General features: G+C 45.9%; 23 protein-coding genes and 3 tRNA genes. 14 read left to right on the forward strand and 12 right to left on the reverse strand.

The features are described 5' to 3' along the window. The first annotated feature begins 2 nt into the window (after positions 1-2). The 4 genes from ACTXGE_RS07425 to ACTXGE_RS07440 all read left to right on the forward strand — a co-directional run bounded on the left by ACTXGE_RS07425 (position 3) and on the right by ACTXGE_RS07440 (position 4514). Entirely contained in the window at positions 3-1502 is a 1500-nt protein-coding gene (locus tag ACTXGE_RS07425; protein WP_443542718.1) for a SulP family inorganic anion transporter, read from the forward strand. A gap of 78 nt (positions 1503-1580) precedes the next feature. Beyond that, complete coding sequence (locus tag ACTXGE_RS07430; protein ID WP_443542716.1) at positions 1581-2435, forward strand: universal stress protein; 855 nt, start codon at positions 1581-1583, stop codon at positions 2433-2435. Positions 2436-2842: 407 nt separating this feature from the next. Then, entirely contained in the window at positions 2843-3181 is a 339-nt protein-coding gene (locus ACTXGE_RS07435) for a P-II family nitrogen regulator (RefSeq protein ID WP_010197981.1), read from the forward strand. 70 nt (positions 3182-3251) lie between these two features. Then, positions 3252-4514 (forward strand): ammonium transporter, encoded by a 1263-nt coding sequence (locus ACTXGE_RS07440; protein ID WP_317200026.1) that lies wholly within the window; start codon positions 3252-3254, stop codon positions 4512-4514. 87 nt (positions 4515-4601) lie between these two features. Here ACTXGE_RS07440 and ACTXGE_RS07445 read toward each other — a convergent pair whose 3' ends face one another. The 3 genes from ACTXGE_RS07445 to ACTXGE_RS07455 form a co-directional block, all read right to left on the reverse strand. After that, positions 4602-4985 (reverse strand): DUF2147 domain-containing protein, encoded by a 384-nt coding sequence (locus ACTXGE_RS07445; RefSeq protein ID WP_443542714.1) that lies wholly within the window; start codon positions 4983-4985, stop codon positions 4602-4604. A gap of 214 nt (positions 4986-5199) precedes the next feature. Next, the gene (locus ACTXGE_RS07450; RefSeq protein WP_443542712.1) at positions 5200-5463 is read right to left on the reverse strand and encodes a hypothetical protein; all 264 of its coding nucleotides are present in this window, start codon (positions 5461-5463) and stop codon (positions 5200-5202) included. Positions 5464-5488: 25 nt separating this feature from the next. Beyond that, complete coding sequence (locus ACTXGE_RS07455) at positions 5489-6403, reverse strand: DNA/RNA non-specific endonuclease (protein ID WP_435949819.1); 915 nt, start codon at positions 6401-6403, stop codon at positions 5489-5491. Positions 6404-6607: 204 nt separating this feature from the next. Between ACTXGE_RS07455 and ACTXGE_RS07460 the strand changes: the two genes are divergently transcribed. Continuing rightward, positions 6608-6698: transfer RNA gene (locus tag ACTXGE_RS07460), tRNA-Ser, on the forward strand. Positions 6699-6801: 103 nt separating this feature from the next. Here the strand turns inward: ACTXGE_RS07460 and ACTXGE_RS07465 are convergent. Continuing rightward, positions 6802-7242, reverse strand: coding sequence for a PaaI family thioesterase (locus ACTXGE_RS07465; protein WP_443542710.1), 441 nt, complete (start codon positions 7240-7242; stop codon positions 6802-6804). A gap of 290 nt (positions 7243-7532) precedes the next feature. Between ACTXGE_RS07465 and ACTXGE_RS07470 the strand changes: the two genes are divergently transcribed. From ACTXGE_RS07470 to cls, 4 genes are all read left to right on the forward strand, one after another. After that, positions 7533-8126 carry a BLUF domain-containing protein gene (locus ACTXGE_RS07470; RefSeq protein WP_443542708.1) on the forward strand — a complete coding sequence of 198 codons (594 nt, stop codon included), beginning with the start codon at positions 7533-7535 and terminating at the stop codon, positions 8124-8126. A gap of 221 nt (positions 8127-8347) precedes the next feature. Beyond that, positions 8348-9049, forward strand: a complete 702-nt coding sequence (locus ACTXGE_RS07475; RefSeq protein ID WP_443542707.1) for a hypothetical protein — start codon at positions 8348-8350, stop codon at positions 9047-9049. A gap of 102 nt (positions 9050-9151) precedes the next feature. Next, complete coding sequence (locus ACTXGE_RS07480) at positions 9152-9961, forward strand: YdcF family protein (RefSeq protein ID WP_443542705.1); 810 nt, start codon at positions 9152-9154, stop codon at positions 9959-9961. Between the two features lie 95 nt (positions 9962-10056). Then, a complete protein-coding gene (gene cls, locus ACTXGE_RS07485; protein WP_443542703.1) occupies positions 10057-11496 on the forward strand; it encodes a cardiolipin synthase in 1440 nt (479 codons plus the stop codon). Between the two features lie 167 nt (positions 11497-11663). Here the strand turns inward: cls and ACTXGE_RS07490 are convergent, their stop codons facing one another. The 7 genes from ACTXGE_RS07490 to rsmH form a co-directional block, all read right to left on the reverse strand. After that, positions 11664-12590 (reverse strand): putative RNA methyltransferase, encoded by a 927-nt coding sequence (locus ACTXGE_RS07490; RefSeq protein ID WP_435949826.1) that lies wholly within the window; start codon positions 12588-12590, stop codon positions 11664-11666. Between the two features lie 112 nt (positions 12591-12702). After that, a complete protein-coding gene (mraY, locus tag ACTXGE_RS07495; RefSeq protein WP_317200015.1) occupies positions 12703-13821 on the reverse strand; it encodes a phospho-N-acetylmuramoyl-pentapeptide-transferase in 1119 nt (372 codons plus the stop codon). Between the two features lie 3 nt (positions 13822-13824). Further along, on the reverse strand, positions 13825-15270 hold the full coding sequence (locus ACTXGE_RS07500) for a UDP-N-acetylmuramoyl-tripeptide--D-alanyl-D-alanine ligase (RefSeq protein ID WP_443542702.1): 1446 nt from the start codon (positions 15268-15270) through the stop codon (positions 13825-13827). A 78-nt stretch (positions 15271-15348) separates the two neighbouring features. Further along, positions 15349-16995, reverse strand: coding sequence for a UDP-N-acetylmuramoyl-L-alanyl-D-glutamate--2,6-diaminopimelate ligase (locus ACTXGE_RS07505; RefSeq protein WP_443542700.1), 1647 nt, complete (start codon positions 16993-16995; stop codon positions 15349-15351). 48 nt (positions 16996-17043) lie between these two features. Then, the gene (locus ACTXGE_RS07510) at positions 17044-19101 is read right to left on the reverse strand and encodes a peptidoglycan D,D-transpeptidase FtsI family protein (protein WP_317200012.1); all 2058 of its coding nucleotides are present in this window, start codon (positions 19099-19101) and stop codon (positions 17044-17046) included. Then, positions 19098-19604, reverse strand: coding sequence for a cell division protein FtsL (gene ftsL, locus ACTXGE_RS07515; protein WP_317200011.1), 507 nt, complete (start codon positions 19602-19604; stop codon positions 19098-19100). Before ftsL ends, ACTXGE_RS07510 begins: the two co-directional genes overlap by 4 nt. A 147-nt stretch (positions 19605-19751) precedes the next feature. Then, on the reverse strand, positions 19752-20705 hold the full coding sequence (gene rsmH, locus ACTXGE_RS07520) for a 16S rRNA (cytosine(1402)-N(4))-methyltransferase RsmH (protein WP_443542814.1): 954 nt from the start codon (positions 20703-20705) through the stop codon (positions 19752-19754). A 326-nt stretch (positions 20706-21031) separates the two neighbouring features. On the opposite strand from rsmH, the gene gltX reads away from it, so the two are divergent. From gltX to ACTXGE_RS07540, 4 genes are all read left to right on the forward strand, one after another. Beyond that, the gene (gene gltX / locus ACTXGE_RS07525; protein WP_443542698.1) at positions 21032-22561 is read left to right on the forward strand and encodes a glutamate--tRNA ligase; all 1530 of its coding nucleotides are present in this window, start codon (positions 21032-21034) and stop codon (positions 22559-22561) included. A gap of 241 nt (positions 22562-22802) precedes the next feature. Further along, positions 22803-22878: transfer RNA gene (locus tag ACTXGE_RS07530), tRNA-Ala, on the forward strand. Between the two features lie 156 nt (positions 22879-23034). Continuing rightward, positions 23035-23110 (forward strand) — tRNA-Glu (locus tag ACTXGE_RS07535). A gap of 422 nt (positions 23111-23532) precedes the next feature. Further along, complete coding sequence (locus ACTXGE_RS07540; RefSeq protein WP_443542696.1) at positions 23533-24591, forward strand: hypothetical protein; 1059 nt, start codon at positions 23533-23535, stop codon at positions 24589-24591. A 97-nt stretch (positions 24592-24688) separates the two neighbouring features. On the opposite strand, the gene ACTXGE_RS07545 is transcribed toward ACTXGE_RS07540, so the two are convergent. Then, the gene (locus tag ACTXGE_RS07545; protein ID WP_443542694.1) at positions 24689-25588 is read right to left on the reverse strand and encodes a DMT family transporter; all 900 of its coding nucleotides are present in this window, start codon (positions 25586-25588) and stop codon (positions 24689-24691) included. A 282-nt stretch (positions 25589-25870) separates the two neighbouring features. Here ACTXGE_RS07545 and ACTXGE_RS07550 point away from each other — a divergent pair, with 282 nt between their 5' ends. Beyond that, the gene (locus tag ACTXGE_RS07550) at positions 25871-26524 is read left to right on the forward strand and encodes a LysE family translocator (RefSeq protein WP_443542693.1); all 654 of its coding nucleotides are present in this window, start codon (positions 25871-25873) and stop codon (positions 26522-26524) included. The last annotated feature ends 17 nt before the right edge of the window (positions 26525-26541 follow it).

A 26541-nucleotide genomic window follows, 5' to 3' on the forward strand; every position in this document is an offset into this window, starting at 1 on the left:
CTATGACCTCTTTTTATACCAATGTACATGATGAATGGTTCTCTAACGTTCGCGGCGACATCCTATCAGGTGTAGTGGTGGCGTTGGCATTGATTCCTGAAGCTATCGCTTTTTCTATCATCGCAGGCGTTGACCCCAAAGTAGGGTTGTATGCCTCGTTTTGTATTGCGGTGGTCATCAGTTTTGTCGGTGGTCGACCAGGAATGATTTCGGCAGCAACAGGAGCGATGGCGCTACTTATGGTCGATCTGGTTGCTGATCATGGCCTGCAATATTTACTGGCAGCGACGTTATTATGCGGCGCGATTCAGATCGTGATGGGTATCTTAAAGCTGGGTAATCTGATGCGTTTTGTCTCGCGCTCTGTGGTCATCGGCTTTGTCAATGCTTTGGCGATTTTGATTTTTGCCGCGCAAATACCAGAGCTAAACCCTGCAACCGAACGCGTCGGCTTGACGGTATATATTATGACCGCAGCTGGCCTTGCTATCATTTACTTATTTCCTCTGATTCCAAAGATTGGTCGCATTATTCCCTCGCCGCTTATCTGTATCGTAGGTCTAACCGCAGTGGCAATGTACATGGGTCTTGATATTCGTAACGTTGGTGATATGGGCGATCTACCCGATACACTGCCAATGTTTTTGCTGCCTGACATTCCACTTAACCTAAATACTTTACTTATTATTGCCCCTTATTCTGTCGCTTTGGCTATCGTCGGTCTGCTTGAGTCTATGATGACAGCGACTATTGTCGATGAGCTAACAGATACCCCAAGTGATAAAAACCGCGAGTGCCGTGGACAAGGTATTGCGAACGTCGTAGCAGGCTCGTTTGGCGGTATGGCAGGCTGTGCGATGATTGGGCAGTCAGTGATTAATGTAAAGTCAGGAGGACGTACGCGTCTATCGGCGTTGATTGCAGGTGTTGTGCTGCTGATTATGGTGGTATTTTTGAGTGATTGGGTCAGTCTGATTCCGATGGCCGCACTTGTAGCGGTTATGATTATGGTCTCTATCGGTACCTTTAACTGGCAGTCTATCCGCGAGTTCAAAACTCATCCAATATCTTTTAATATTGTGATGTTAGCGACAGTTTTGACGACTGTATTTACTCATAACTTAGCTTATGGGGTCGGTGTTGGCGTACTGTTATCTGCACTTGCCTTTGCTAACAAGATCGGTCAATTCTTAACCATATATAGTGAGTACGATGACTCTAGTAACACTCGCTACTATTATGTCCAAGGACAGGTATTCTTTGCTTCAACCACGCAGTTTATCGATAGCTTTGATAGCAAAGAGGCGCTCGATAATATCGAGATTGATGTCAGCCAAGCACATTTTTGGGATGTTAGCGCGGTCGATACTTTAGATAAGCTAGTGATGCGCTTGCAACGCGAGGGTATAGATGTCAAAGTAGTTGGATTAAACAATGCCAGTCGCACCCTAATTGATCGCTTCTCGGTGCATGATAGACGCGATATTGGCTTGCTCGATTAGAACCTAAAACGTACTTAGAGCCTATCCAAAACATATCTGAAGCCTAACCGTATTTTATTAAAATGATGTGGTTGTCTTATGAGTAATTTGAAACCTGACAGTGTCATCGCTTGCCTAGATTGTCCTGATCATGTGCAAGCGGTATTGGATGCCAGTATGTGGGCGTCCTCGCGTATGCAAGCGCCTATTGGTCTATTGCATGCCGTGCCAACCTTGCAACAAAAAGCGGCAGTGAATTACTCAGGCTGCTTAACTATTGACAATGAAAGCGCTATGCTCGATCAGTTCACAAGCCACGAGCACTTAAGTAATTGTGAGCTCAAAGCACAAGGCAAGCTGCTTTTGCATCAAGCTACTGCTTATTGTGAGCAGCAGCATCATAAGCGTAAAACTTATACTCTGCATCGGCACGAGAACCTCAATCAAAGTATTGATTATGTCGATGAAAAGTCACAATTGATCGTCATCGGTCACCATGTGACGTGTAAATCAACGCTTAGTCAACTGATTCGACTCAGTCACTGCCCCATCTTGGTGACTCATGCACCATTTTTGCCCCCTACTACCGCGCTTTTTGCTTTTGATAATCGCGCCACCTCTCATAAATTACTAGATTGGCTATGCAAAACGCCACTTGTGCGCGCATTGACTATCCATATCGTTATGGTCGGCAAAGAAAACACTACCAACTGTGATGCGCTGCGTGAAGCTTACGCGCGTCTAAAGCAAGCAGGTATCAGCTGCAAAAAAGCCCTACTAGATAGCCGAGATGTCAGCGCCGCCTTGAACTACTATCAAAGCGAGCATGATATTGGTTTGCTTATGAGCGGAGCCTTTGGTCAATCGCGCCTGCGCGAATTGCTACGCGGTAGCGATACCGAAAAGCTACTTATTAGCACCAAAACCCCGTACCTCCTCTATCCTAAAGCTTAGCTCTAATCTCTAAAGCCTATCGCTGTCATAGCGATATCGTGGCTGTGGTTATTGGCTAAGCGTATTCTCTTATCTAGCAATCTCTACCCTCGTATGTATAAGGTTAGGGTCTGTGATGTTTTAGCAAATCGTCACTCGATAGCCTCCCCATGCGTTCAAAAAGTTGGTTATAATAAACTACTCTTTGTTTTCACATCGAAAGTTGAGTCATTTTGCTTGTATAGATAAGGCTTGTTTGAGTAACGCAAGCACTGTCTATACAAGCATTATATCTTGTAGTCATCATAAGCCATTTGCTCGCTCTCTCCCCCTTGAGAGGCTCTGGCACAGTTCTTGAATGACTATGTGATATGGCATAACGCTATGAGTGAATCAGCTGACGACATTACTTATATAAGGAAATTTTTATGAAGCTAATCACTGCGATTTTAAAACCATTTAAGCTCGATGATGTGCGTGAAGCGCTCTCAGACATCGGTGTCAAAGGCGTGACGGTCACTGAGGTCAAAGGCTTTGGTCGTCAAAAAGGTCATACTGAGCTTTATCGCGGCGCAGAATACGTGGTGGATTTTTTGCCAAAGGTAAAAGTAGAAGTAGCGGTTATCGATGAGATGGTCGAGCCTGCTATCGAAGCCATTACTCGCATCGCAAGCACAGGCAAAATTGGTGATGGCAAAATCTTCGTCACCGCTCTTGAGCAAGTGATACGCATTCGTACAGGCGAGACCGGTCCTGATGCCATCTAAAGCGTCAACACCTCTGTAAATATAAGAGGTTATAAAGATCTATATTGCATAAATTCAAGGGGGAATTTACATGCAAAACCAAATTTTTGAGCTTCAGTACGCGATTGATACGTTTTATTTTTTGATATGTGGGGCGCTGGTCATGTGGATGGCAGCAGGCTTCACTATGTTAGAGGCAGGTTTAGTACGCTCAAAAAACACCGTTGAAATCCTAACTAAAAACATCTCACTCTTTGCTATCGCTTGCACTATGTACATGGTATGCGGTTACGCCATCATGTATGGTGATGAGCTATTTTTAAGCGGTATCGCAGGCGGTGAGCGCTTAGTTACAGATGCCCTAGCTGCTTCCACCGAGAACGGCTTTGGTGGGGATTCAGTCTACTCCAAAGCCTCTGACTTTTTCTTTCAAGTTGTCTTTGTCGCTACCTGTATGTCTATCGTATCAGGCGCAGTCGCTGAGCGCATGAAGCTCTGGGCGTTCTTGTTGTTTGCGGTGGTTATGACCGGCTTCATTTATCCAATGGAGGGGAGCTGGACTTGGGGCGGACAAGACGTCTTTGGATTATACAGTTTGAGCGAAATTGGATTTTCTGATTTTGCAGGTTCTGGTATCGTGCACATGGCAGGGGCAGCAGCAGCATTGGCAGGGGTATTACTACTAGGTGCGCGTAAAGGCAAATATGGTAGCCGTGGTGAGATACGAGCTATTCCTGGTGCTAATCTGCCATTAGCAGCGCTTGGTACTTTGATCCTCTGGATGGGCTGGTTTGGCTTTAATGGCGGCTCAGTGCTCAAGCTAGGCGATATTGCTAGCGCCAATACAGTTGCTATGGTGTTTTTAAATACCAATGCTGCTGCTGCCGGCGGTGCTATTGGCTCTTTACTATTAGCACGTTTGATATTTGGTAAGGCAGATTTGACCATGCTCTTAAATGGTGCATTGGCAGGTCTGGTGGCTATTACTGCCGAACCCTCTACGCCATCAGCGCTACAAGCGACACTCTTTGGTTTTATCGCCGGTCTCATAGTCGTCATCTCGATACTGGCATTAGATAGAATAAAGATTGATGATCCTGTCGGAGCTATATCAGTGCACGGCGTAGTCGGTCTGTTTGGACTGCTTATCGTACCGATTACCAACTCTGCAGCGACTTTTATCGGTCAGCTGGTCGGTGCGCTAACGATATTTGCTTGGGTCTACATCGTAAGCCTCATCGTTTGGGTGATTATCAAGGCGACTATAGGTCTACGCATCTCAGAAGAGGAAGAATATGAAGGTGCTGATATCGCCGAATGCGGTATGGAGGCCTATCCTGAATTTGTTATTTAATCAAAAATGTTTATAGTATAGCCAATAAAAATCCCGCAAAACCTTTCGGTAATGCGGGATTTTTGAACCTAACAATAAACTATAAGTTTATTTCTTTTTCCACGTTTGACTACGTGAGAACGGTCCAATATAGCCTTTAAGATCTAAAGTGTTACCACTTAGATTGGCTGTCATACGATAGTCTTTGCCTTTTTCAGGATCAGTAATCGTACCACCGCTATATTTGCCGCCGCCATCGGCTTTTAAACCTTTAATGATGGTTTTGCCAACGTGCTTTTGGCCTTTATCTGATACTGTGCTGACAAGCTTACCTGTCAATACACCGTTAGATTCAGTAATTTTGACGACGCCTTTTGGTTTGCCTTCGTCATAAGTCTGCCAAGAAGTGTTGTGCAATGGATCAGCGGCAAATGCCATAGTTGCCATACTGATACCAGCTGCTGCTATTGCAGTTTTAGTAAATAATTTCATATATCGACTCCCTTCATACGATGATGTTTCAAAACGCTATGGTTTTGTGCTTATCCTTGCTATAAATCTTTAGATTTGAACTTTGTTCTCAAATCACTTATCAAAGATTCAGCACCATAGTGATGACTTGGCTTATTATAAGCATTTTTAAAACTTTGGATAGTAATTTTTTTATAGATAATTATTGCTATAAAATCAGAACTATATCAAATAGTTACAAAAAAGGATTGTCTATATCTCTATCTGATTGGTCACTTATTTGTTTTGACTCTTCTTCTTTATTACTGTAGATATTATCGTCCTCAAACGCTTGTAGAATCTGAGTGGTGAGCTCATGTAGTCTCAGCGCTTGCTCATGTCCACTTTTGGTAAGTCTTAGATCTATGTCACCGTAAATGATAACTTTATCTTTTTGATTCTCAATAACTAGCTCACCAATTTGCATGCTTTGGTGATTATTGGCAAAGGGTTCAATCATAATATCTCCTGATGATAACTATCGGTTAGGCCTGCAATTGCGCGACTAGCCAATCAATAATCGCCCAGACAAATAGCATCCATATAGGCTCATCGCTCGGCAATTCTGACTCATCTATACTCTCCCCAGCCTTGAGCGGTAATGCCATAGCCTCTGCTTTGACTTGATAATCGAGCATAGGTAGCACATCGATACCTGTCTGTTGCGCCAGCTCATCGACACTAATGATATCGATACGCTCTGACTCATCGTTTGGCGCATAATAGACGCCCGCTTGATTGATCGCGGGAATATAAACGGCCTTAAAAAAGTGGCTCGGTACAAGGACTTGTCCATTTAGCTGTTTGGCTTTTTTGTCTGTAAAAGCGACACCTGTAAGCGTATACACTTCGCCATATTGCTGAGTGAGGTAACGCGTCGCGGACTCAATATTGCGCCAGATATAGCGATTGTTACGCGGCGACTGTGGAGCGATATTGGCAAGGCTAAAGCTATCGTACTGCTGAGAGCGCGTTGCCATGTCCGCGTTAGGCGCTAGATGCCCGCGATCATAGCCTGAGCCTGAATAGTCATCTAAAGAGGCACGAGCGGATTTAGGCAAGCGGCTCTCTTCGTGAAAGCTGTCCTCACGATCGATCTCTTTGGCTTGATTAAGACGCGCGCGCGTCAGATACTCAGCTGACCACAGCGGCGTACGCGAGACGCCTGAGTACATGACCCCAAAACCATCCATACAAAGTGGCTGAGTCTTTTGGCTTAGCTTATCATTGATAAACTCAGGATAAATACCACCGTAAAAGGACTCGCTACACTTAGATAGCTCATCGGCATATGCGGGCGTGACTGAGGCGACAATCACTACTAGCCAACCGCTTATCGCGCGCGCAATATGCCTTTTTTGGCACTCTTTAGAACTAGGATAATATTCTGTGGCGCTCATCGTTTACCTATCATTTTTGCTAGCAACTCTTTGTACGCTATCCTAGCAGGCGCTCGCTGATAAAGAAAGTTTAGCCGCCAAAACCTAGTAGTAAAAGTAATAAGAGACTGATTTACCAGTGACATCTGGGTGCGCGTGAGCTATAATAAGCCGTCTGAAATAGACGAGCGCTTTATTTTAAACAAATTTTAGCGTATCAAAAAAGGTGACGTGGGTGAGTGGCTGAAACCGCACGCCTGGAAAGTGTGTATACGTTCATAGCGTATCGAGAGTTCGAATCTCTCCGTCACCGCCATTTATTTTTAGCTTATACTATTAGCCTATACTATTAGCTTAGTTATTGCCTCTAGCTTTACATCCACACCCCTCCAAAACCTTTTTGATTATAAAGCTGACTGCTAAGTCTTTGCTTTGCTGAGTCCGTGCGTTACAGATGCAGGCGGCACAGAATAAGTACCGACAACATGAGCGACCATATCATCAGAGCCTTCTGAATACAGAGACACCTCACCAATGATCAGCGTGCGCCCTACTTTCATTAAGGTGCAATCTGCGATAATACGTGCGTCACTGGACGGTTTGCGCAAAAAATTAATGCTAAGGCTGGTTGTTACAGTGAGCGGTACGATGCCAATTCTACCTAGTATCGCTACATAGATAGCGACGTCAGCAATACTCATCATAACAGGCCCAGAGACCGTGCCACCAGGGCGTAGCTCGTTCACCCCTATTTCACGCGATAGTATCGCGCCCTTCTCATTAACTTGTTCAACCTGATACCCAACTTGCGGAAACTCTTGCGCCATAAAGGCGACGATCTCATCTTTGGTGGCAGACATACATGCTCCTTATGCGTGGCTACTGCTGTTGTAAGCTCAACTTATCATTTAAACGGTTATGATACGAGGTTTTACTCACTGGTGTGTGTTCTTTTAAAAACTATCTACTTAACTTTGATAAAATGCCTTTTATTATGGACGTTTAAAGGTATTTCTCATAAGGTAAACTTGGATAAATATATAGAAAAACGGTAAGATAATCGTTAGCACGCTAACAAGAAGCAAAAGATAATATTAGGAATATCACTATTAAAACCCATATAGTCACTCACCACATGTTAGAGAAATCTATGAGAGAAACTCCTGCAGACTCTCTCATAAGGTTGATATATGTCAGCGCCATAAATACGACTGAAAGCTCTGTATTTGAACATATACAGAATCATTCAAAATCCTTTAATAAAGATAATCATATTATGGGGTTTTTGTGCAATAACAATCAAAACTTTTTGCAGTGTCTAGAAGGCACAAAGAGCACTATCTTTGCGCTTATGCAAAGAATCTTTAAAGATAACAACCATAAAGACGTCGATGTCGTTTTTACCCAAAGAGTAAGCCGTTATAGCTTTACCGATTGGCGCATGCACAGTCTTAATCTAAGTACTAGCAATTGGGATAAATTTTCAGCTCGTACTCAGCTCACTGATATCTCCCCGTTTGAACCACAGCACTGGCCTTCTTGGTTCGTTGAGCACTTTATCGAAACTGTAAAAACCATTGATTACTCCAGTATTAATCAGGACTATATTACCTTTGATACGCTAGGGTATTCTGATTTTAGAAAAAAACTAGCTAGTAATCATGTTTTGTTCTATATATTTTTGAGCGTATTAATTTGCTTTTCTGTAGCGATTTTACTGTTTAAATATGATGTAATTTCTTAATAAAGGATTATTTCTATAAGATAAAACTCTGCTTTTGCAAAGTCTTGTATGACTTTAGACTATTATACTTCTATCCTTTCCTACAATATTCTCTACCCTTATATAAGTCAATTACTCCCTTACTCTATCGTACTGCTCTTGTCATAAGACAGATGTTATTGATGAAAAATTCGACTATAGTAGATAGCGATCATTCTCATGTGATAATAAAGGAGTATTTTATGAAGACACTAAAAATGGGCTTGGGACTGAGCCTGATAACGATGCTAAGCGCTTGCGTCACAATAACCAATAATGAGGTAGCACTGGGCGGCGAGCCTATCATCACGCAGTACCCTGTTGAGACGGCTCTACTCAATATCTATACCCAGCCGCGCACTGAGACGCTCACTGAGGTCAATAGTACCCAAAATAGAACTATTGACACCAAAGTGACTCCTAAAGGCATCATGGAATTTGAGGGCAAGCGTGTACAAGGCGCTGAGTACGCCACTGTCACTAAAGTAGGCGGTAACGTAGTCAGTCGTTCGACCAGTATCAATTACTTTACCCTAAACCCTGCGCGTTTTTATGGTTATACCGACAGCTCAGGCGCGTATTCGGTAGCGACCCAAACTGCTGACCTACCTAAAGTCGCTCGCGTTGGCGATAAAGGCACATTGATTACCGAAAACGTCTATAGCGATAGCAGCAAACGCAATCAAATCAGCCGCTACCAGCAGTCATGGTCGCTTACGCAGGCTAGCCCAACGACCGCTTGGTTCTGCATTAATACCTCACAAAATCTGTTGTCTCCAGTATCAGATAGCAGTACTGTAGAATGTTACAATATCGATGCTAAGGGCGATATCTTAAGTAGCAAGGCTACGGCCTCTATCCCTACAGCCAATGGTATCAAAACTGTTACTTATACCAGTCGTTAAGTCTTATCTTCTACATAGAACTCATCTATCAGGTGAGTTCTTACGTAGATAATCGGCACTTATTCTTTTAATACCATCACTTCCTCGCTAAATCATAACTCTATGCCCAAGCTCTTAGTTCCTACTCGTCTCTTAGTCACTGCTCGTATTGTATTAACCGTCATCGGTATCGTTATCATCGTTGATTGCGTAGCGCTCATGATGGTGGGCAAAGTTAACTTCGGTACTGTGGTGCCGTTTGCTATTGGCATCATCTTTGTCGCTCATGGTCTATACTGGCGGCGCATTCGCGACTTTATTGGACGTAGACGTCTGTATAAGCGAGTTTGGGGCGCATTATGGGGCGCATTTGCAGTATGGCTGGTCAGCTTTGGGGTGTTTATCGGCTCTTTACAGCAGCAGATTGAGCGCAGTCGTCAGCCATTGCCAGATATCGCCGCTGTCATCGTATTAGGATCAGGAACAGTCGATGGTAAGCCGACGCCGACCCTCGCCAAACGTTTAGACGCGGCTGCCCCTGTTATTAAAGTGCAGCCTGATGCTATCGCTATCACTAGCGGTGGTGTTGGTTTTGGGCGCAGTCGTAGTGAAGCCGATATTATGGCAACCTATCTTAGTGAAGCGCACGGCATTGCATTTAGGCGCATCATACAAGAAGGTCTGAGCACTAGCACTGAGGAGAACTTAAGTCTAAGCAAGCCGCTATTAGCTGCCAAAGGCGTCTGCCTCTCGCAGCCTATCGCCATCGTGACCAGCGACTTTCATACTATTCGCGCGGCTAGCATTGCCCGCCATCAAGGTTATACGCAGCCGATAACGGTAGCGAGTACGACGCCGTTATCGATTCGATATAATGCATGGTTTCGTGAATATTTTGCCTTTGTCAGCGGTTGGCTTTTGGGTGAGTATTAAGACGTGTTACCTTGCATCAGCACGCCTTAGTTTTGAAGTGGGTTATACTAACCAAAACTTATGACTGCGGTTTTAAATAATAACGGGATGCCTATATGTTGTTAGATGTGCTCTTGACGCTGCATTTTATACTGCTAGTGCTTATCTCGCTGCGGGTGCTTGCTCGTCACGATCTGACAGCGCCTGCTCGCTTATCTTGGATTGTGGTGCTGTTTATACTGCCCTATATCGGCGTTGTGATTTACTGGTTGTTTGGTGAAATTCATTTAGGGCGCAGGTTTACCCAAGACTATGAGCACATCAAAAATGAGCTGTACCGTAATAACCCTGAAGTACTCGGCTCTGAGGAGACGATGCGCGCCGCTATCGACCCTGAATACCAAGCGCCGTTTGCCTACTCTGCCAATGCTACAGGCTTTTGTACCACAGTCGGTAATCGTGCTGAGCTGATGAGCGACGCTGCTGAGACTAGCCGGCGCATGATTGCAGACTTTGATGCGGCAACCGATCATATCCATGTGCTGTACTATATTTGGCTTATCGATGGTATGGGTATCGATACCGCGCAGGCGCTGATGCGAGCAGCACGGCGCGGCGTGCGTTGCCGAGCGATGGTCGATGGTATGGGTTCGCGCAAGATGGTGCGCTCCAAAATTTGGCGCGAGATGATCGAGGCGGGCGTCGAGGTTAGCGTGGCGCTACCGATCAGCAATATTATCAAGGTGCTACTCTTTAGCCGTATTGACCTGCGTAATCACCACAAGATTACTGTCATCGATGGCAAAATCGGCTATAGCGGTAGCCGTAACTGCGCCGACCCTGAGTTTCGGGTCAAGCCTAAATACGCGCCGTGGGTCGATATCATGCTACGACTTGAGGGGCCTATCATCGCGCAGAATCAGATGCTATTTGCTAGTGACTGGCTGATGAAGAACCCTGATACCGCGCTTGAGAGCTTCCCTTATTATACTGAGCCAAAGGATGATGCCTGTGCCGCGCAAGTCTTCTCGGACGGGCCGACGCAGCGACGCGGCACCACGCCGCAGTTTTTGACGACGCTTATTGGTCAAGCCAAACATAGCTTAATTATATCGACGCCCTATTTTGTTCCCGATTACTCTTTGGTCAGTAGTCTGTGCGCCGCAGCCTATCGCGGCGTTGATGTCACGATGATATTTCCTAAATACAATGACTCTTTTATCGTTGCCGCCACGTCGCGCAGCTACTATTGGGAATTACTAGAAGCTGGCGTCAAAATCTATGAATACAAACCAGGCCTATTGCATGCCAAGACTTTGACCGTCGATGGCGAGATAAGCTTGATCGGCTCGACCAATCTGGACTTGCGTAGTTTTGATCTAAATTATGAGAACAACGTCATCTTCAGCGACAAAACTTTGAGCGCTGAGATCATCGAGCGCCAGCATGAGTATCTGGCAGACTCTGAAGAGGTTACCCGTGAACAGGTCGAGAACTGGTCTTTGCTGTATAGAATATGGAACAACATCGTCGCGACTATGGGGCCGGTACTGTAGTTAACACTAGATAAAATGGATACGTTATTCAAAAACGCGGGACTAGTATAAATTTTTCTGGCTTGCTGTGCCTACGCAGACAGAGGCTGCAAAAAATTTATTTCAGCCCCGCTGTCTCTTTTTTATATTGGACTGACTATATAACGACTTATTTGCTAGCAGAATTATCATGACTCTAAACCAGCAACACGTTTTTGCAAGACATACACCACAAATCTAGCCGTGGTCGCAAATGGCTGATCTTGGCTTATATCCAGCAGCGCTTGACGCTTATGGACGCGAGCGCGGTAGGCATAGGGCGTCATAGTCAATAAATCATCGAGCGCAGATGTCGATAAGTGCAAATCGGTACTGATCTGATGCGTTTTTAGTAAGGTGAAATAAGGCGCAACCTCTAGCAAAAACTTATCTGAATCATGAGCGCGCACCTCATCGAATAAAGCTTCGCGTATCGAGGCTAAATGCTCTATATCAGGCTTAGCAATGATAAGGTAGCCGTCTTTTTGCAATACCTTGGCAAAAGCGGCTGGCAATATCGGACTAAAAATACTACTAATACCAGTTAAACTTTGCTCGCTTAAAGGTAAATGTGCAGCGCTGGTAACGATAGGGTAGATAGTCGCTACACGCGCGTTTTTATCTTGCTGATACCAGAGTTGACCTGCTACTTTACTCGCTTTTGCTAAGCGGATGACAGCAGGCTTACTAATATCAGCAGCTATCAAAGTATCCACCCCTGTCTGCGCTATCGCCTGCGTATAGTAACCCTCGCCGCAGCCAATATCTAACCAGCGACTCTTGCCTGCTTGGCTATTTGTCTTTTGATTTAATGCGCTTATCTGCTCACAAATAAGCGTCTGTAGCGGCTCATAATAGCCTGCTTGCAAAAAACGCTTACGGGCATCAATAGAGTGCTGAGAGTCCCCTGGCATCTTGGACTTTTTTTGTTGTACGGGCAATAGATTGACGTAGCCTTGACGCGCAACATCAAACGGGTGCGAGACTTGCTTTTGGTGCAAGCTGCCATCACAGCGCCAAGTATCTGCGGCAGATGTTAGCGGTGACTGACAGATAGGACAAATAAATAAAGACACAGGGTTCTCAAAATCGGCGCAATATGGCGCTTATCTTAACAAAATTTGTGATTGATAGCCGATAAAAAAGCCACCTTAGTCGTCTCTAAGATGGCCTTTTTGCTATTGAAGTCTAACGTAATTTTAGTGTCATAAGACCCAGTATCACCAGCAAAATAGCGATAATCCAAAATCTGACCACCACTTGCGTCTCTTTCCAACCAATCTCTTCAAAATGGTGATGAAGCGGCGCCATACGAAAGATACGTTTTTTGCGTAGCTTATACGAGCCAACTTGTAAGATAACGGACACCGCTTCGGCGACGAACAGCCCGCCCATAATGGCAAAGGCAATCTCTTGACGGGTCATAACCGCAATAGTACCGAGCATAGCACCTAGTGACAGTGCGCCAACATCGCCCATAAACACCTGCGCAGGATGAGCGTTGAACCACAAAAAGCCAAGACCTGCGCCCACCATTGCCCCGCAAACGACAATCACTTCTGAATTGTAGGGAATATAAGGCACATGTAGATACTCTGAGAATCGAATATCCCCTGATACATAGGCCATAGCGCCTAAACCTGCGGCAACTAAGACGACAGGCAAGATCGCTAAACCGTCTAGGCCATCGGTCAAGTTCACCGCGTTTGAGGCACCATTGATCACAAAATAGGTAAAGATAATAAAAGCAATACCAAAGGGCACAACTGAAAAAGGCACAACCCAGTCTTTAAATACAGGCAGTAGTAAATCTACCATACTGCGCGTCGTCGCTATATCTGGCTGCAAAGTAGCAATATAGTACAGTGAGGCGCCAACGAATATCGCGCCAACAGACAGCCAAAAGTATTTTTTGCGGGCGATAAGTCCTGTTGGGTTTTTGTGCTTAATCTTGAGCCAATCATCCGCCCAGCCTACCGCGCCAAAAATAATCATGACGATGAGCAAAATCCAAATATAGGGGTTACCAAGACGCGCCCACAGTAGGGTCGACACCCCAATAGTGCTAAGTATCAGCACCCCGCCCATCGTCGGCGTACCTGTCTTGATGATATGTGACTGCGGCCCATCATCACGAACCGCCTGACCATATTTAAGGGTGCGCAGATGGCGAATAACAGGGCCACCCAGCGCTAAGCTAAGCCCAAGCGCAGTTACCACCGCTAGTAGCGCGCGCAAAGTCAAAGAGGATACCGCAGAAAACGGTGAGTAATATTGGCTAAGCCATTCAAACAACCAAACTAACACCGCCTACTCCTCGACTAGCGCATTGATAAGGGTTTCCATCGCCATAAAGCGCGACCCTTTGAATAAAACGGTACACGGCTGTGCTTGCTGCGCTTGTAAAAACGATTGCAAATACTTAAGCAGACTGTCTTTGTCATCAAAAGCATGGGCATTGATATCACTCACTTCTTTGGCACCAGCGACAGTATAGCGGGCGTATTCACCAACGCAGAGCAGCACATCGATACCTGTCGCGGCAATCGTGCGTCCAAGGCTTTGATGCTCACTTACCGCCGCATCGCCAAGCTCACCGATATCGCCTAGCACCATGATTTGCGTCCCTGTTTGCGCGGCGAGCACCTTAGCACCTGCACGTACTGAATGCGGATTTGCATTATAAGTGTCATCGATCAAGCGGTGGTTGCCGAGCATTTGACTATCAAGGCGACCCTTAGCAGGGCGCGAATTTTCGAGGCCTGTCACGATGTCTTCAATAGGAATGTTTAAAGCATAAGCGCATGCGGCGGCAGCTAGGGCATTTTTGACATTGTGCTCGCCTGCTAATGGCAAATTGATATCCTGCACCTGCGTACCGATATGCAATTTAAACTCACTGCGCTCAGGCTCGACGTCTAGGTGACTGGCGCTGACATCAGTATTACCAAAACCGATAACATTGGAGGTATACGTCTCAGCGATACGGCGCAGTTGGTTGGTAAAATCGTCTTTGTCTGGAACAATGGCAAACTGAGTATCATTTAAAGTGTGATAAATCTCAGCTTTGGTCTGACAGATACCCTCGCGGCTACCAAACTCGCCTAAATGCGCAGTGCCGATATTTAAGATACAAGCCACATCAGGACGGACAATCTCGGTGGTATAAGCGATCTCGCCAATGTGATTCGCGCCAAGCTCCATGATGGCATAACGATGATGATCGGACAGCTCAAGGAGCATCATGGGTACGCCCAAATCATTATTTAAGTTGCCACGCGTGATCAGCGTTGGCGCTAAGCGCCCAAAAATGCTACCAAGCATCTCTTTACAAGTGGTCTTGCCGCTAGAGCCTGTAATAGCAATTACCGTTAAATCAGTATGCTGCTGACGACGATGAGCGGCCAGATGCCCAAGTGTCAGGCGCGTATCAGTGACGACTAATTGCGGGATACTGGTTGAGATCGGACGTGAGACGATAGCAGCGACAGCGCCTTGAGTGGCCGCTAGATTGATATAATCATGACCATCAAAGTTGTCACCGCTGAGCGCCAAAAAGATATCACCCGTCTTTATTGTACGCGTATCGGTAGCGATACGATTACTTGTCAGTTGAGGGCTTTGGGTTTGATCTGCTTGATCAGAGTCTGGTAGCTGCCAATGACCATCGAGTGCATTGGTAGCAGCGAGCAGATTGTCCGCTTGCCAGACGTAGAGTCCTTGCGACTGAAGGGTATTATCGTTGTCAGCTGTCATAGGGGTTACCTTGTAGGGCTTTCATTATCTTACTAATGGTTGTCGTAATAGTAGTTATCGTATCAAAAGGTTATAAAATCAGAGACGTTGCGCTTTTTTGAGGGCTTGCGCTAAAACAACACTGTCATCAAAATCATGGCGCACATGATTAATCTCTTGGTACGTTTCGTGACCTTTGCCTGCGATAACCACAATGTCATCAGCCTTGGCGTGGGTCACTGCATAGTCAATAGCACGCTGGCGTGCAGGCTCTATGTGCGTGCGCTTGTATTGCTCATCTGTCATACCTGATTGCATATCTTGCAATATGACACTCGGGTCTTCGGTGCGCGGATTGTCAGCGGTCAATATTACTTTATCAGCACCTGATAGTCCTGCTTGCGCCATCAGTGGTCGCTTGCCAGCATCTCGGTCACCGCCGCAGCCAAACACTGCCCATAGCTGCCCGTCGCAATGCGTTCTTAGGCTAGCGAGCACTTGGCTGAGCGCATCAGGAGTATGCGCATAATCCACGATAAAGCAGCCATCAGTCGACGGTACGCGCTGCATACGTCCGATAGCGCCTTGCAACTTAGGTACGACGCTAGCTACACGCTCGATATCCACACCTAAAGCGACAGCGGCAGCAATAGCGGCAAGCAAATTGGCCACATTAAAAAGCCCTAGTAATGGGCTGATAATAGTAATATCCCCAAACTCGCTATGCAAGGCAATTTGTACACCCTCAAGGCTAGGCTCAATGCGAGTTGCCATAAAAGTTGCTGACTTTTCAGGCTGCAAGCTATACGTCCATACAATAAGATCACTCGCTTGCGCTGTATCTATCATAATTTGCGCATGCTCATCATCGCTGTTGATAATGGCATGAGTCAGCGCTGGAAAGTGTGCTTTGTCAAACAATCTTGCTTTTGCCTGCGCATACTCGCTCATATCAGCATGATAATCTAGATGATCGCGAGAGAGATTGGTATAGATAGCAACGCTCACAGGTATGCCTTGCAAACGCTGCTGATCAAGTCCATGCGAGCTGGCCTCAAGTGCCAATATCTGCGCTTGCTCTTGACCCATTTTATATAAAAATTGCTGCACCGCCAGCGCGTCGCCTGTGGTATGACTCGCTTGTACCAGTGCGCCCAAGCGTCCATTGCCTGCCGTACCCATCACCGCACTACTCATACCGACCAATTGCGCAAGCTGCGCGACCAGTTGACTAATCGTCGTTTTGCCATTGGTGCCCGTCACCGCGACTACTGTAGGCAAAGCGATAGGCTGCTGATATTGCATACGGCTCTGAACCAAATCACCCAAAAAATCCCGAATATCAGGCACATAAAGAACAGGACAAGGCAGATCTGATAAAGCCAAGTCAGTATCTTGGTGGTTACCGAGTTGGATATGACGGTGCGGCGGAACATGAGCAGTAGCAAACAAAGCTTGCGGGTCAATCTCAGATAAGATGAAGGCTGCATTTTGCGCGGCTTGTTCGATGTAGTGACGGCTTTTTTGGCAGTTCGGTATTTGGCTTTTTAGCAGGACAAAGACATCCTGCGCACCCACTTGCCGGCTGTCTAATTGAAACTGGTGGAATGCGATATCAGCGACTGATTGGTCTTGTACTAGCATATCTAGCAGGTGTTGACGTAACCTACCTTGATCCTTATCACCGCTTTGAGAACCGTCCATCAACTGCTGCAAAGTAACAAGGTTATAATTTGACTCAGTCATGGACAACTCCTAAAGAAAATGAGAGACAACACAGGGTTTTATTTTTGTTTAGGGTTCTGTGGTCTGCAAAGGTTTATCAAGAGGCACATTATACAAGCGTAGTGCCTCTTTCATCACATTATGAAAAACAGGCGCTACCGTCAAACCGGCGTAAATCTGACCGCGCGGGTCTTCGATTAGCATAACACCGACCAGTCTCGGATTAGAGGCAGGCGCCATACCAGCGAATACGTTACGGTATTGATCCGTATAGTAGCCACCATCAGGATTGATCCGGCGCGAGGTTCCTGTCTTGCCAGCGACGCGGTAGCCATCAATCGCTGCCGCTTTTGCCGTACCACCAGCCTCAGTTACGGACTCAAGCATTTTTACAATAGCCATCGCTTGCTCGTGTTCCATAATGCGCTTACTTGGCGTTGCTTCGTTATCTTTGATCAAGGTAAGCGGATGCATAACCCCGCCTGCCGCTAGCGCTGCATAAGCCTGTGCCACTTGCGCGAGCGTCACTTGTAGACCATAGCCATAACTGACCGTGGCTCGTCTTGCCGTTTCTTTTTCTTTTGGCGTAACGACAAGGCCACTACCCTCACCTGGGAACTGCAGGGGCGTTTTGGTCCCAAAGCCGAACTGTCTTTGCATATTGGTAATGGCATCAGGCGGCAAGGATAAAGCAATCTTGGTTGAGGCGACGTTGCTCGATTTTTGAAGTAGCGTTGCCATATTGATCATACCCAAATTGTTATGATCGCGAATGGTATAGCCGCGCACCCGAATGGAACCAGGATTGGTATCGATTAGAGAATTAGCGGTGTACTTGCCTGAGTCTAGAGCGGCAGCAACGGTAAACGGCTTCATCACCGAGCCTGGCTCAAAGACATCAAGCACCGCACGGTTACGCTGGTTTTCACCAGTCATCTCGTTGAGATCATTGGAGTTAAATGAGGGCCATGTTGAGAGCGCAAGCACCTCGCCTGTCTGGACATCAACGACCATACCCGTCGACCAACGCGCGCGCTGCAAGCGTCCTGCCTTTTCTAGCTCTTTATATAATAAATACTGCAAGCGCGAATCTATCGTCAATGCCACATCTTTACCTGCAATCTCAGGTTCAAGCTGCTTGATCTCTTTTAAACTGTTTTGTTTGGCGTCTTTTAGCACTAAGACTTTGCCATCATCACCAGCGAGCATCGTCTCATACTGGCGCTCGATACCCGCACGTCCCTCATAGCCGCCCTCAGGATCAGCGGAGTTTTGACCCATAAAGCCAAGTAGCTGCGAGTTGGGCTGGGGCTGGGGATAATAGCGCTGAAAGAAGTTCTTTTCGTATACCGCAGTAAAGTCAAGTGAGCTCACACTTTGTGCAATCTCAGGGGTGACTTTGTTCAGTAGCGGTAGATAGTGTGAGCCTGCACCAGAGGGTAGCGCCGCTTTCACCGCATCAGGATCAGTGACGTCAATACTGTCATCAATAGCCGTCACTTTTTGTAATTCAGTAACAGGAATATTGGCAGCAGCAGCCAAAATAGTTAAATCCATGTCTTTTAGGCGCTGCTCCATCCGTGCACGTAGTTGCGGGCTGTTTGGATTGGTCAGAATAATGCGCTTGATCTCGTAGTATTCGCGCGCATAATCATGCGGGCTAAAAGAGACTGTCGCAAGTGGCGCACTAACGGCGAGCGGTAAGTCATTACGATCAGTAATCATACCGCGGTAAGACTTTTGCGTGCGAGTGCTGGTGATCAGCTCATCGCCTTTGGCTTGATAGAACTGTGCGTTGATGACTTGCACATAGTAGGCGCGTGCGATTAAAAGTATTAAGATAACAAAGGCAATGCCCCAAATCATGCGAAACCGGTCTTTGTCATCCTCAAAGCCGCCGCGAGTGGACGCGCCTGAGGCTTTATTAAAAGCAAGTTTTTTACGGTTTTTGACGCTGGTGTAAGCGCCCTCGCTCTCATTCTTTTTTAGGCGACCAAATAATTTTGCTTTGCGAGTATTAACACTACCTGATTTGGCGGTACTAGCACGGCGAAGGGGTTTGATAACCTTACCGCTAGCAGGTTTTTTATTCTTGTTAGCTTTGGAGTCAGGTTTTTTAGTACTCATAGCGCCGCCTCCGATACGTCTGTGCTCGCCTGTGGCGCGTTCTCTAGTAGCGTATCGCTCAAGGACTCTTGCTCAGCTACAGTGTTTTTCTCAGCTAAGGGTTTCTGCGGATTTGGCGCGGCACTCGATAATACAGCGGCAACACCTGGCTGAATGATGAGCTTGTCTTTGAGCGTAGGCGAGTACATACCTAGCTCTGCAACCGCGCGGCTGGCAATTTGCGGGGTAGCGCTAAAGGTTTGCTGCTCAATCAATAAACGCTGGTGCTCAATTTGCAATTTGCGCTCTTGTTTTTTCATGTCTTGCAAGGTTTTGTAGTCCTGATGATATTGCTGCACGTTTTGGGCAGTTTTGATACCACTCCAGATGATAGCGCCCGCTAATAAGAGCAGTATCACCACATAAATACTAACCACATTAAAACGTTTGGCAAACAGTTCACCGACATCTGTATGAGCTGTAGAAGTATGCTGCTGCTTGGTCGGTTTGCCAGAAGGTGCCATGACGCTCTCAAAATAAAAATAAAAAAGAATACTGCTAAAAGTGAAGCAGCTTAACAGAGAATATTTACAGGTTCTTAACAGGCGCGTAGCTATTCATGCCTTGGCATCGTTAAATCAAGCTTTTGTGCAGTTAGTTTGCAGTGGCTGTTAGTTCGTACTAACTATCACGTCACTACGAGTCGCGGCGCGTAGCCACGCACTACGCGCGCGCGGATTATCAGCGATCTCAGTCTTGCTAGGTCCAATGCGTCTGGGCTTACTAAAGTACCGCGGGCGTTTAGGCGGCATGGGTAGGTTTTCATCCTCTGGATACTGACCCTTACTATGACGCTGCAAAAACTGCTTGATACGGCGATCCTCTAACGAGTGAAAGCTAATCACCGCAAGCTGCCCGCCTGTTTTTAACATCTCAATACTTTGCGCCAAAAAGCTATCGACATCGCCAAGCTCATTGTTGATAAAGATACGCATCGCCTGAAAGCTTTGGGTCGCTGGATGCTTGCCGCGCTGCCAGTTTGGGTGCGCCACTTTTATCACTTCAGCCAACTCAAGTGTCGACTCATAACTGTCCATTTGTTTGATGGCGCGGGCAATACGGCGGCTATGACGCTCTTCACCGAACTCATAGAGTACGTTAGCAAGGGTCTCATCATCGACCTGCTCAAGCCACTGTCCAACAGACTGCCCGCGAGTTGTGTCCATGCGCATATCGACCACGCCATCACGCATAAAACTAAAGCCGCGCGTGCCATCATCGATCTGCGGCGAGGATATCCCCAGATCTGCCATAAGTCCGTCTACTTTAGCGATACCCAAAGCATTTAAGCTGCCCGTCAAAGTAGCAAAGCTATCATGAATAACCTGTACGCGGCTGTCTGTCGCCGCCAATTCGTGAGCGACTGCAATCGCGGTCGGGTCTTTATCAAAGACGATAAGCTTGGCATCGTCAGCTAAGTGTGAGAGCAGCAAACGGCTATGACCGCCGCGCCCAAAAGTTGCATCAACATAAATACCGTCCGCTTGCAAACGAGCTGCTTTTGGTAAGGATTTGACGCCCAGCACTGCAGCAACCGCTTCGTTTAATAATACCGCGTCATGCACAAATACAGGCTCATCACGCTCTGGCGTTTGCGTAGCACTTGATACAGTATCAAGATTGGCGTTAGGCTTAGAATCTAATAAGGACACAAATCACTCAGTAAATGACGACCTAGGCGGCCAGTAATAGTATAAAAATAAACAAGTTATCAGACAACTTGCGTTATTATCGCAAGGATACACGGTGAGTCAAGCGCTAGAGGGGCTTTTCGTTAAAAATATCGAAACGCTCTGTTATACTAGCGCTATATTTTACGCTATTTCTACTCTTTAATTGACTATTTTTTAGCTGGCAACTTTTTAACTAGCAACAACATCCCGAGACCCTTATGACCCAGACTAGTAGCTCCATCAAGCGCCCTGTTCGTACCCGTATCGCCCCGTCGCCTACTGGATTTCCGCATGTTGGCACCGCTTATATCGCCCTGTTTAATCTGGCTTTTGCCAAGGCAAACGGTGGTGAATTTATTTTGCGTATTGAGGACACCGATCAAGTGCGCTCAACTAAAGCCTCCGAGCAGATGATTTTGGACGCGCTACGTTGGGTGGGTCTAGATTGGGCAGAGGGTCCTGATGTTGGCGGGCCCCGTGCGCCTTATCGTCAAAGCGAGCGCGCGGATATCTATAAAGATCATGCCCAAAAACTACTAGACTCAGATCATGCCTTTCGCTGTTTTTGTACCCCTGAGGAATTAGACGCCATGCGCGCGGAGCAAATGGCGCGCGGTGAGACGCCGCGTTATGACGGTCGCTATGCTGATTTGCCGCGTACTGAATCCGATAAAATGGTCGCTGATGGCAAACCTTTCGTCATTCGTATGCGTGTACCTAAAGATGGTGTGTGCAAGGTTGAGGATATGCTACGCGGTACGGTTGAGATCCCGTGGGAACAAGTCGATATGCAAGTGCTGCTCAAAACTGACGGCCTGCCAACGTACCATCTCGCTAATGTCGTTGATGACCATTTGATGGAGATCACGCACGTCATGCGCGGTGAGGAATGGCTCAATTCCGCGCCCAAGCATCAATTGTTATATGAGTACTTCGGCTGGGAGATGCCCGTTCTGTGCCATATGCCGCTACTGCGCAACCCTGACAAATCCAAGCTATCAAAACGCAAAAATCCAACCTCCATCACCTACTATCGTGATGCAGGTGTGCTCCCTGAGGCGCTGCTCAATTATCTAGGGCGTATGGGCTACTCTATGCCAAACGACGAAGAAAAATTCACTCTTGATGAAATGATAGCCAGTTTCGATATTCAGCGCGTGTCTTTGGGCGGGCCTATCTTTGATATCGAAAAGCTGTATTGGCTCAATAGTGAGTGGCTACGCGCACTGACGCCTGAAGAATTAAAGAATAAAATCCTCGACTGGGCCAATAATAGTGATAAGCTGACGGCGATGGCAGCCGCAATACAACCTCGTATTGAGCTACTCTCTGACGCAGTTAATTGGGGCGGTTTTTACTTTCAAAACTTACCTGAAATCACTAGCGAGGATTTTGTGCACAAAACGCTTACCCCTGAGCAAATTATGGAAATCTTGCAGCTGACATTATGGCAATTAGAAGCACTGCCAGAATGGTCGGAAGACAACATTTATGCCATTGTTAAAGGCATGGCAGCCGCGCTAGATATCAAGATGCGCGATTTTATTGCGCCGTTCTTTATCGCTATTGCAGGCAGCTCCTCATCCACGCCAGTGATGAACTCCATGTGGATTATCGGTGCGGACATGACGATGACCCGCTTGCGTCACGCCATCGATGTGCTTGGTGGTTTGGGTAAGAAAAAGCTAAAGAAGTTAGAGAAAACAGCAGCAGATTTGCCTGATTTGTTGGCTGATGAGAACCGTTAAAAAGCTGCCTGTCACTTTTAGGCTTGCAAAGGAAATCCTTTAAATAGGATTTCCCACAATCAATTAACATTGTGAAAGTAGCGTATGTTGAACTGCGAATTATAGTTATTGCTAAAAGTAATAATCGGTGCGCGAGGCGCACCCTACTAATAACGCTCATGCCAGACTATTTATCACGATTCCCCAAATTACCTATTGACAACCTCCTAGCTATTCCCTAAAATACGCTCACTCTTAACGAGGGGCTATAGCTCAGTTGGTAGAGCACTTGCATGGCATGCAAGGGGTCAACGGTTCGACTCCGTTTAGCTCCACCATATTTTTATCGTTAGATTCTTTTATCTTAGATGAAACAGTTAAGAGGCAGTATCAGCACCTAGGCAAGACTTTTTATGTTATCTGTAATAAGTTCTCTGATATTGTGATTGACCGTTGTATCGATGCTTAATTGCATTAAATACAACACTCTATGCGTCCCCATCGTCTAGAGGCCTAGGACACCGCCCTTTCACGGCGGTAACGGGGGTTCGAATCCCCCTGGGGACGCCACTATTTGGTGTCAATTATTAGCTCTTTTGCTTTGCATGAGATAAGACTAGTAAGCACAACTAAAAGCCCAGCCACGATTTTGTGACTGGGCTTTTTGTCGTCTGCACTTTAGATCCTTATTTATTCTAGCACAATAAGCCTTTGCTCAAGCGTCCACCATATCCTACAAATAGTCTTTTCTATCAACAACCTAGCTTTTAAACTTTACATGATTTTACATTTACAGGTTTTAATGACATAGGTTAACACTTGTATACAAGATGCTTGTTATTCTCTACCTAATAGTATTACTAATATCAAATGCATTTGACTAAGCTTGCCATATATTCACTAAACTTTGTGCCGTGTAACCTTTATATCACAAATATTAGTGAAGTATTTAGCCTATAACAATTGATATGTAATCCTTAAAAGGAATGATTATGACCCCTACTTACTCATCTCAGCGTCGTCCATCGTGGCGCGGCGTTCTAGCTGGTCTCGTTATGGGATTGATTGTCGTTATGGCAATGATTGCCCTAGCGCTCGTCCTCAGCTCTTTTCTCCCTTTTGACTTAAAGGGTACAAGTATCGCAGGCGGTATATATGCCGCTATTACTGCTTTAGTCAGCGCCTTTATCGCAGGTTACTTTGCCATCAAATTCTCAGCACCAGAAGCACTATTTGGTGACGGTACTGATGTTGATCCAAAGGACGCCAGTCTAACAGGTATGCTAACTGCAGCACTTATCATCTTGTTTACAACGTTTTTTACGCTAAGTAGTGCCACTGGTATCTTGGCATCTGCTGGTAACGCTATTGGCGGCACGGTCAGCACCGTAGCCAAGACAGCAGGCGGCGTTGCAGCAGCAGGAACCTCGGCGGTCGGTACGGCAGCCGTTGCCGCGCCAGATAGCACTATTGAGCAGCTGCAACAACGTGCGCAGCAAGCGTATCAAACGGTCTCAGGTAATATTAGTAAAGAAGACTTGAATGCTCTAGTCGCTAAAAATACACAAGGTTTAAATGAAGAACAAATCGCAGCAACCACCAATGTCGTTGAGCAAATGATCAATGAGACTCAAGGCGATGTAGCCGATATGGACTTCACGAGTGTCGATACGTGGCGCAATATTGATGACTATGCTAAGCAGCGTATGGCATCTATTGAACAAACCTTAAAGAGTGATGAGCTTATCAATCGCCTGCAAGCTGAAGGCCTCACTGAAGCTCAAGCGCTTGAAGTACGTAATGAAGTCACGCAATCATTCAATGAGTACAAAATGAAGACGGAGCAGTATATTGCTCAAGCACAGCAGACTGTTGATCAAAACTTGCAACAAGCTGAAGATGTGGCTCGTAAAGCAGCCTTGTACAGTGGTCTATTCTGGTTAATCAGTGCGCTACTCACTTTTGTCGCCGCTATTGCTGGTGCCAAAAGCGCCGCTACTAAACATCGCTTAGATCGTCCAATCGTTACTTATGGTGATAATGTTCGTTAATCCATCACCTCAAAAACTAATCATTAAAAAAGCCTAGTCTTAACGATTAGGCTTTTTTTGTGCTCAGTTTTATTAGGGTTTGTCATCCATTGAACAATTAATCAGACCCAGTAAAACTCTTTAGCGACAAATTTAAGGATAAATAAGTCCCTACCAGTATCACCGCTGAACCGACAATAGCAGCGGTATCCAAAGCCTCACCTAATAAAATATAACCAAAGATAATCGCAAATATGGGAATAACTAAGGTGATACTTGTCGCTCGCATAGGGCCAATGCTCTTGATCAGCTCATTGATAAAGATAAAAGCAATCGCCGTTGAGAATACGCCAATACAAACCACCGAGACCCAAGCTTTTAGACTGATACTCTGTCCATAAGGAAACTCGTAGATAGCGACAGGCAGCATGACGACACTTGCAATCAGCATCGCACCAATAGTAATGGCGACAGGTGAGGTGTCATGTAGATAGTTCTTGGTCACGTTCGCGCCAATAGCATAGCCCACGCAGCCAAGCAAAGCATAACCCATGGGTACTAAACTTGAGCCCAAATCTGAAGCTGCCCCGCCAAACAAGCTTTCACTCATCAAGATTACAACGCCTATAATGCCAATCATCAAGCCCAGCGTCTGCTTTTTTGAGAGCTTATCATTAAAGAATGTACTGGCGATAAAACCGCTCATCATCGGCACAGAAGCGTTGAGTACTGCAAGCACGCCAGCGTTCACTGACTGCGCAGCATAAGAGAATAGTACAAAGGGGATAGAGGTTGAAACCAGACCGACTACTGTGAGCAGCTTCCAATGCTTACCCACTATCTTTAGATGAGTGGGGTTAAAGGCCAAAAAGGCCAGCATAGTGAGACCTGCAAATATAACCCGCAAGCTGGCAAATGACATCGAGCCAAACTCAGGCACGCCTACTCTATAAAAAATAAAGGATAACGACCACATAAAGGACAAGCTGATAAAGATAATAAGGTCGCGTCTGCTCATAGTTGGCTCAATTTAATAGTGACTTGCTCAGCCATCAGTCAATAATCAACTATCGCAGGCTAAGCGCTTAAAAATATCGTGATGATACCGCGTTGCTGCTTTTAAAAGGGGTTTATTTGTGTGTCTGTAGTCTATTTTTGATAAGAGCAAGTAAGTACAGAATTCGTCATTGGATAATCTCTACAATGAGCTTAGACTGATAGGTCGCTCAAAGCTATCTACCGCTTTATAATGTGGCTCTTTACTAAAACAACAAAAGCGCTATCAACGAGGATACAAGCGATGTTTGGTATAGATAACTATTTGGGATTTGTCTTAGCAGCCATTTTGCTCAATGTGACCCCTGGTATTGATACGATGTACATCATTACTCGCAGCGTCTCTCAGGGTAAAAAAGCGGGGCTATATTCTGTGCTCGGTATCGTTTCAGGTATCTTAGTACATACCGTATTGGCAGCACTCGGATTATCAATCATTTTAGCCAAGTCGCCACTTGCCTTTACTATCGTTAAATATATCGGTGCTAGTTATCTGTGCTACTTAGGCTTTAAGATGCTGATGAGCAAATCTAGTGCCGTTATAGCAGACAATTTACCTAATAATAAAAGCAACGCTCAAGCTAAGTCTTTGGACTACGCTCAAATATACAAACAAGGCGTGCTGACCAATACCTTTAACCCAAAAGTTGCGTTGTTCTTCCTCGCGTTTTTTCCGCAGTTTATCGATCCTAGTTACGCACATAGCACGCTATCTTTTTTGGTATTGGGACTGACGTTCGCGCTGACAGGTTTAATATGGTGCGTATGTTTGGCGCTACTGGCATCACGATTTAGTCAGAAACTGCGAGAGAACCCAGCGATTGAGTCTGTGTTGAATAAAATAAGCGGTGTGGTGTTTGTTGGTTTGGGAGTTAGATTGCTTACTGCAAAGGGTTAATATGACTGGAATACGTA

Source organism: Psychrobacter sp. T6-4 (genome assembly GCF_052258425.1).
GTDB lineage: Bacteria > Pseudomonadota > Gammaproteobacteria > Pseudomonadales > Moraxellaceae > Psychrobacter.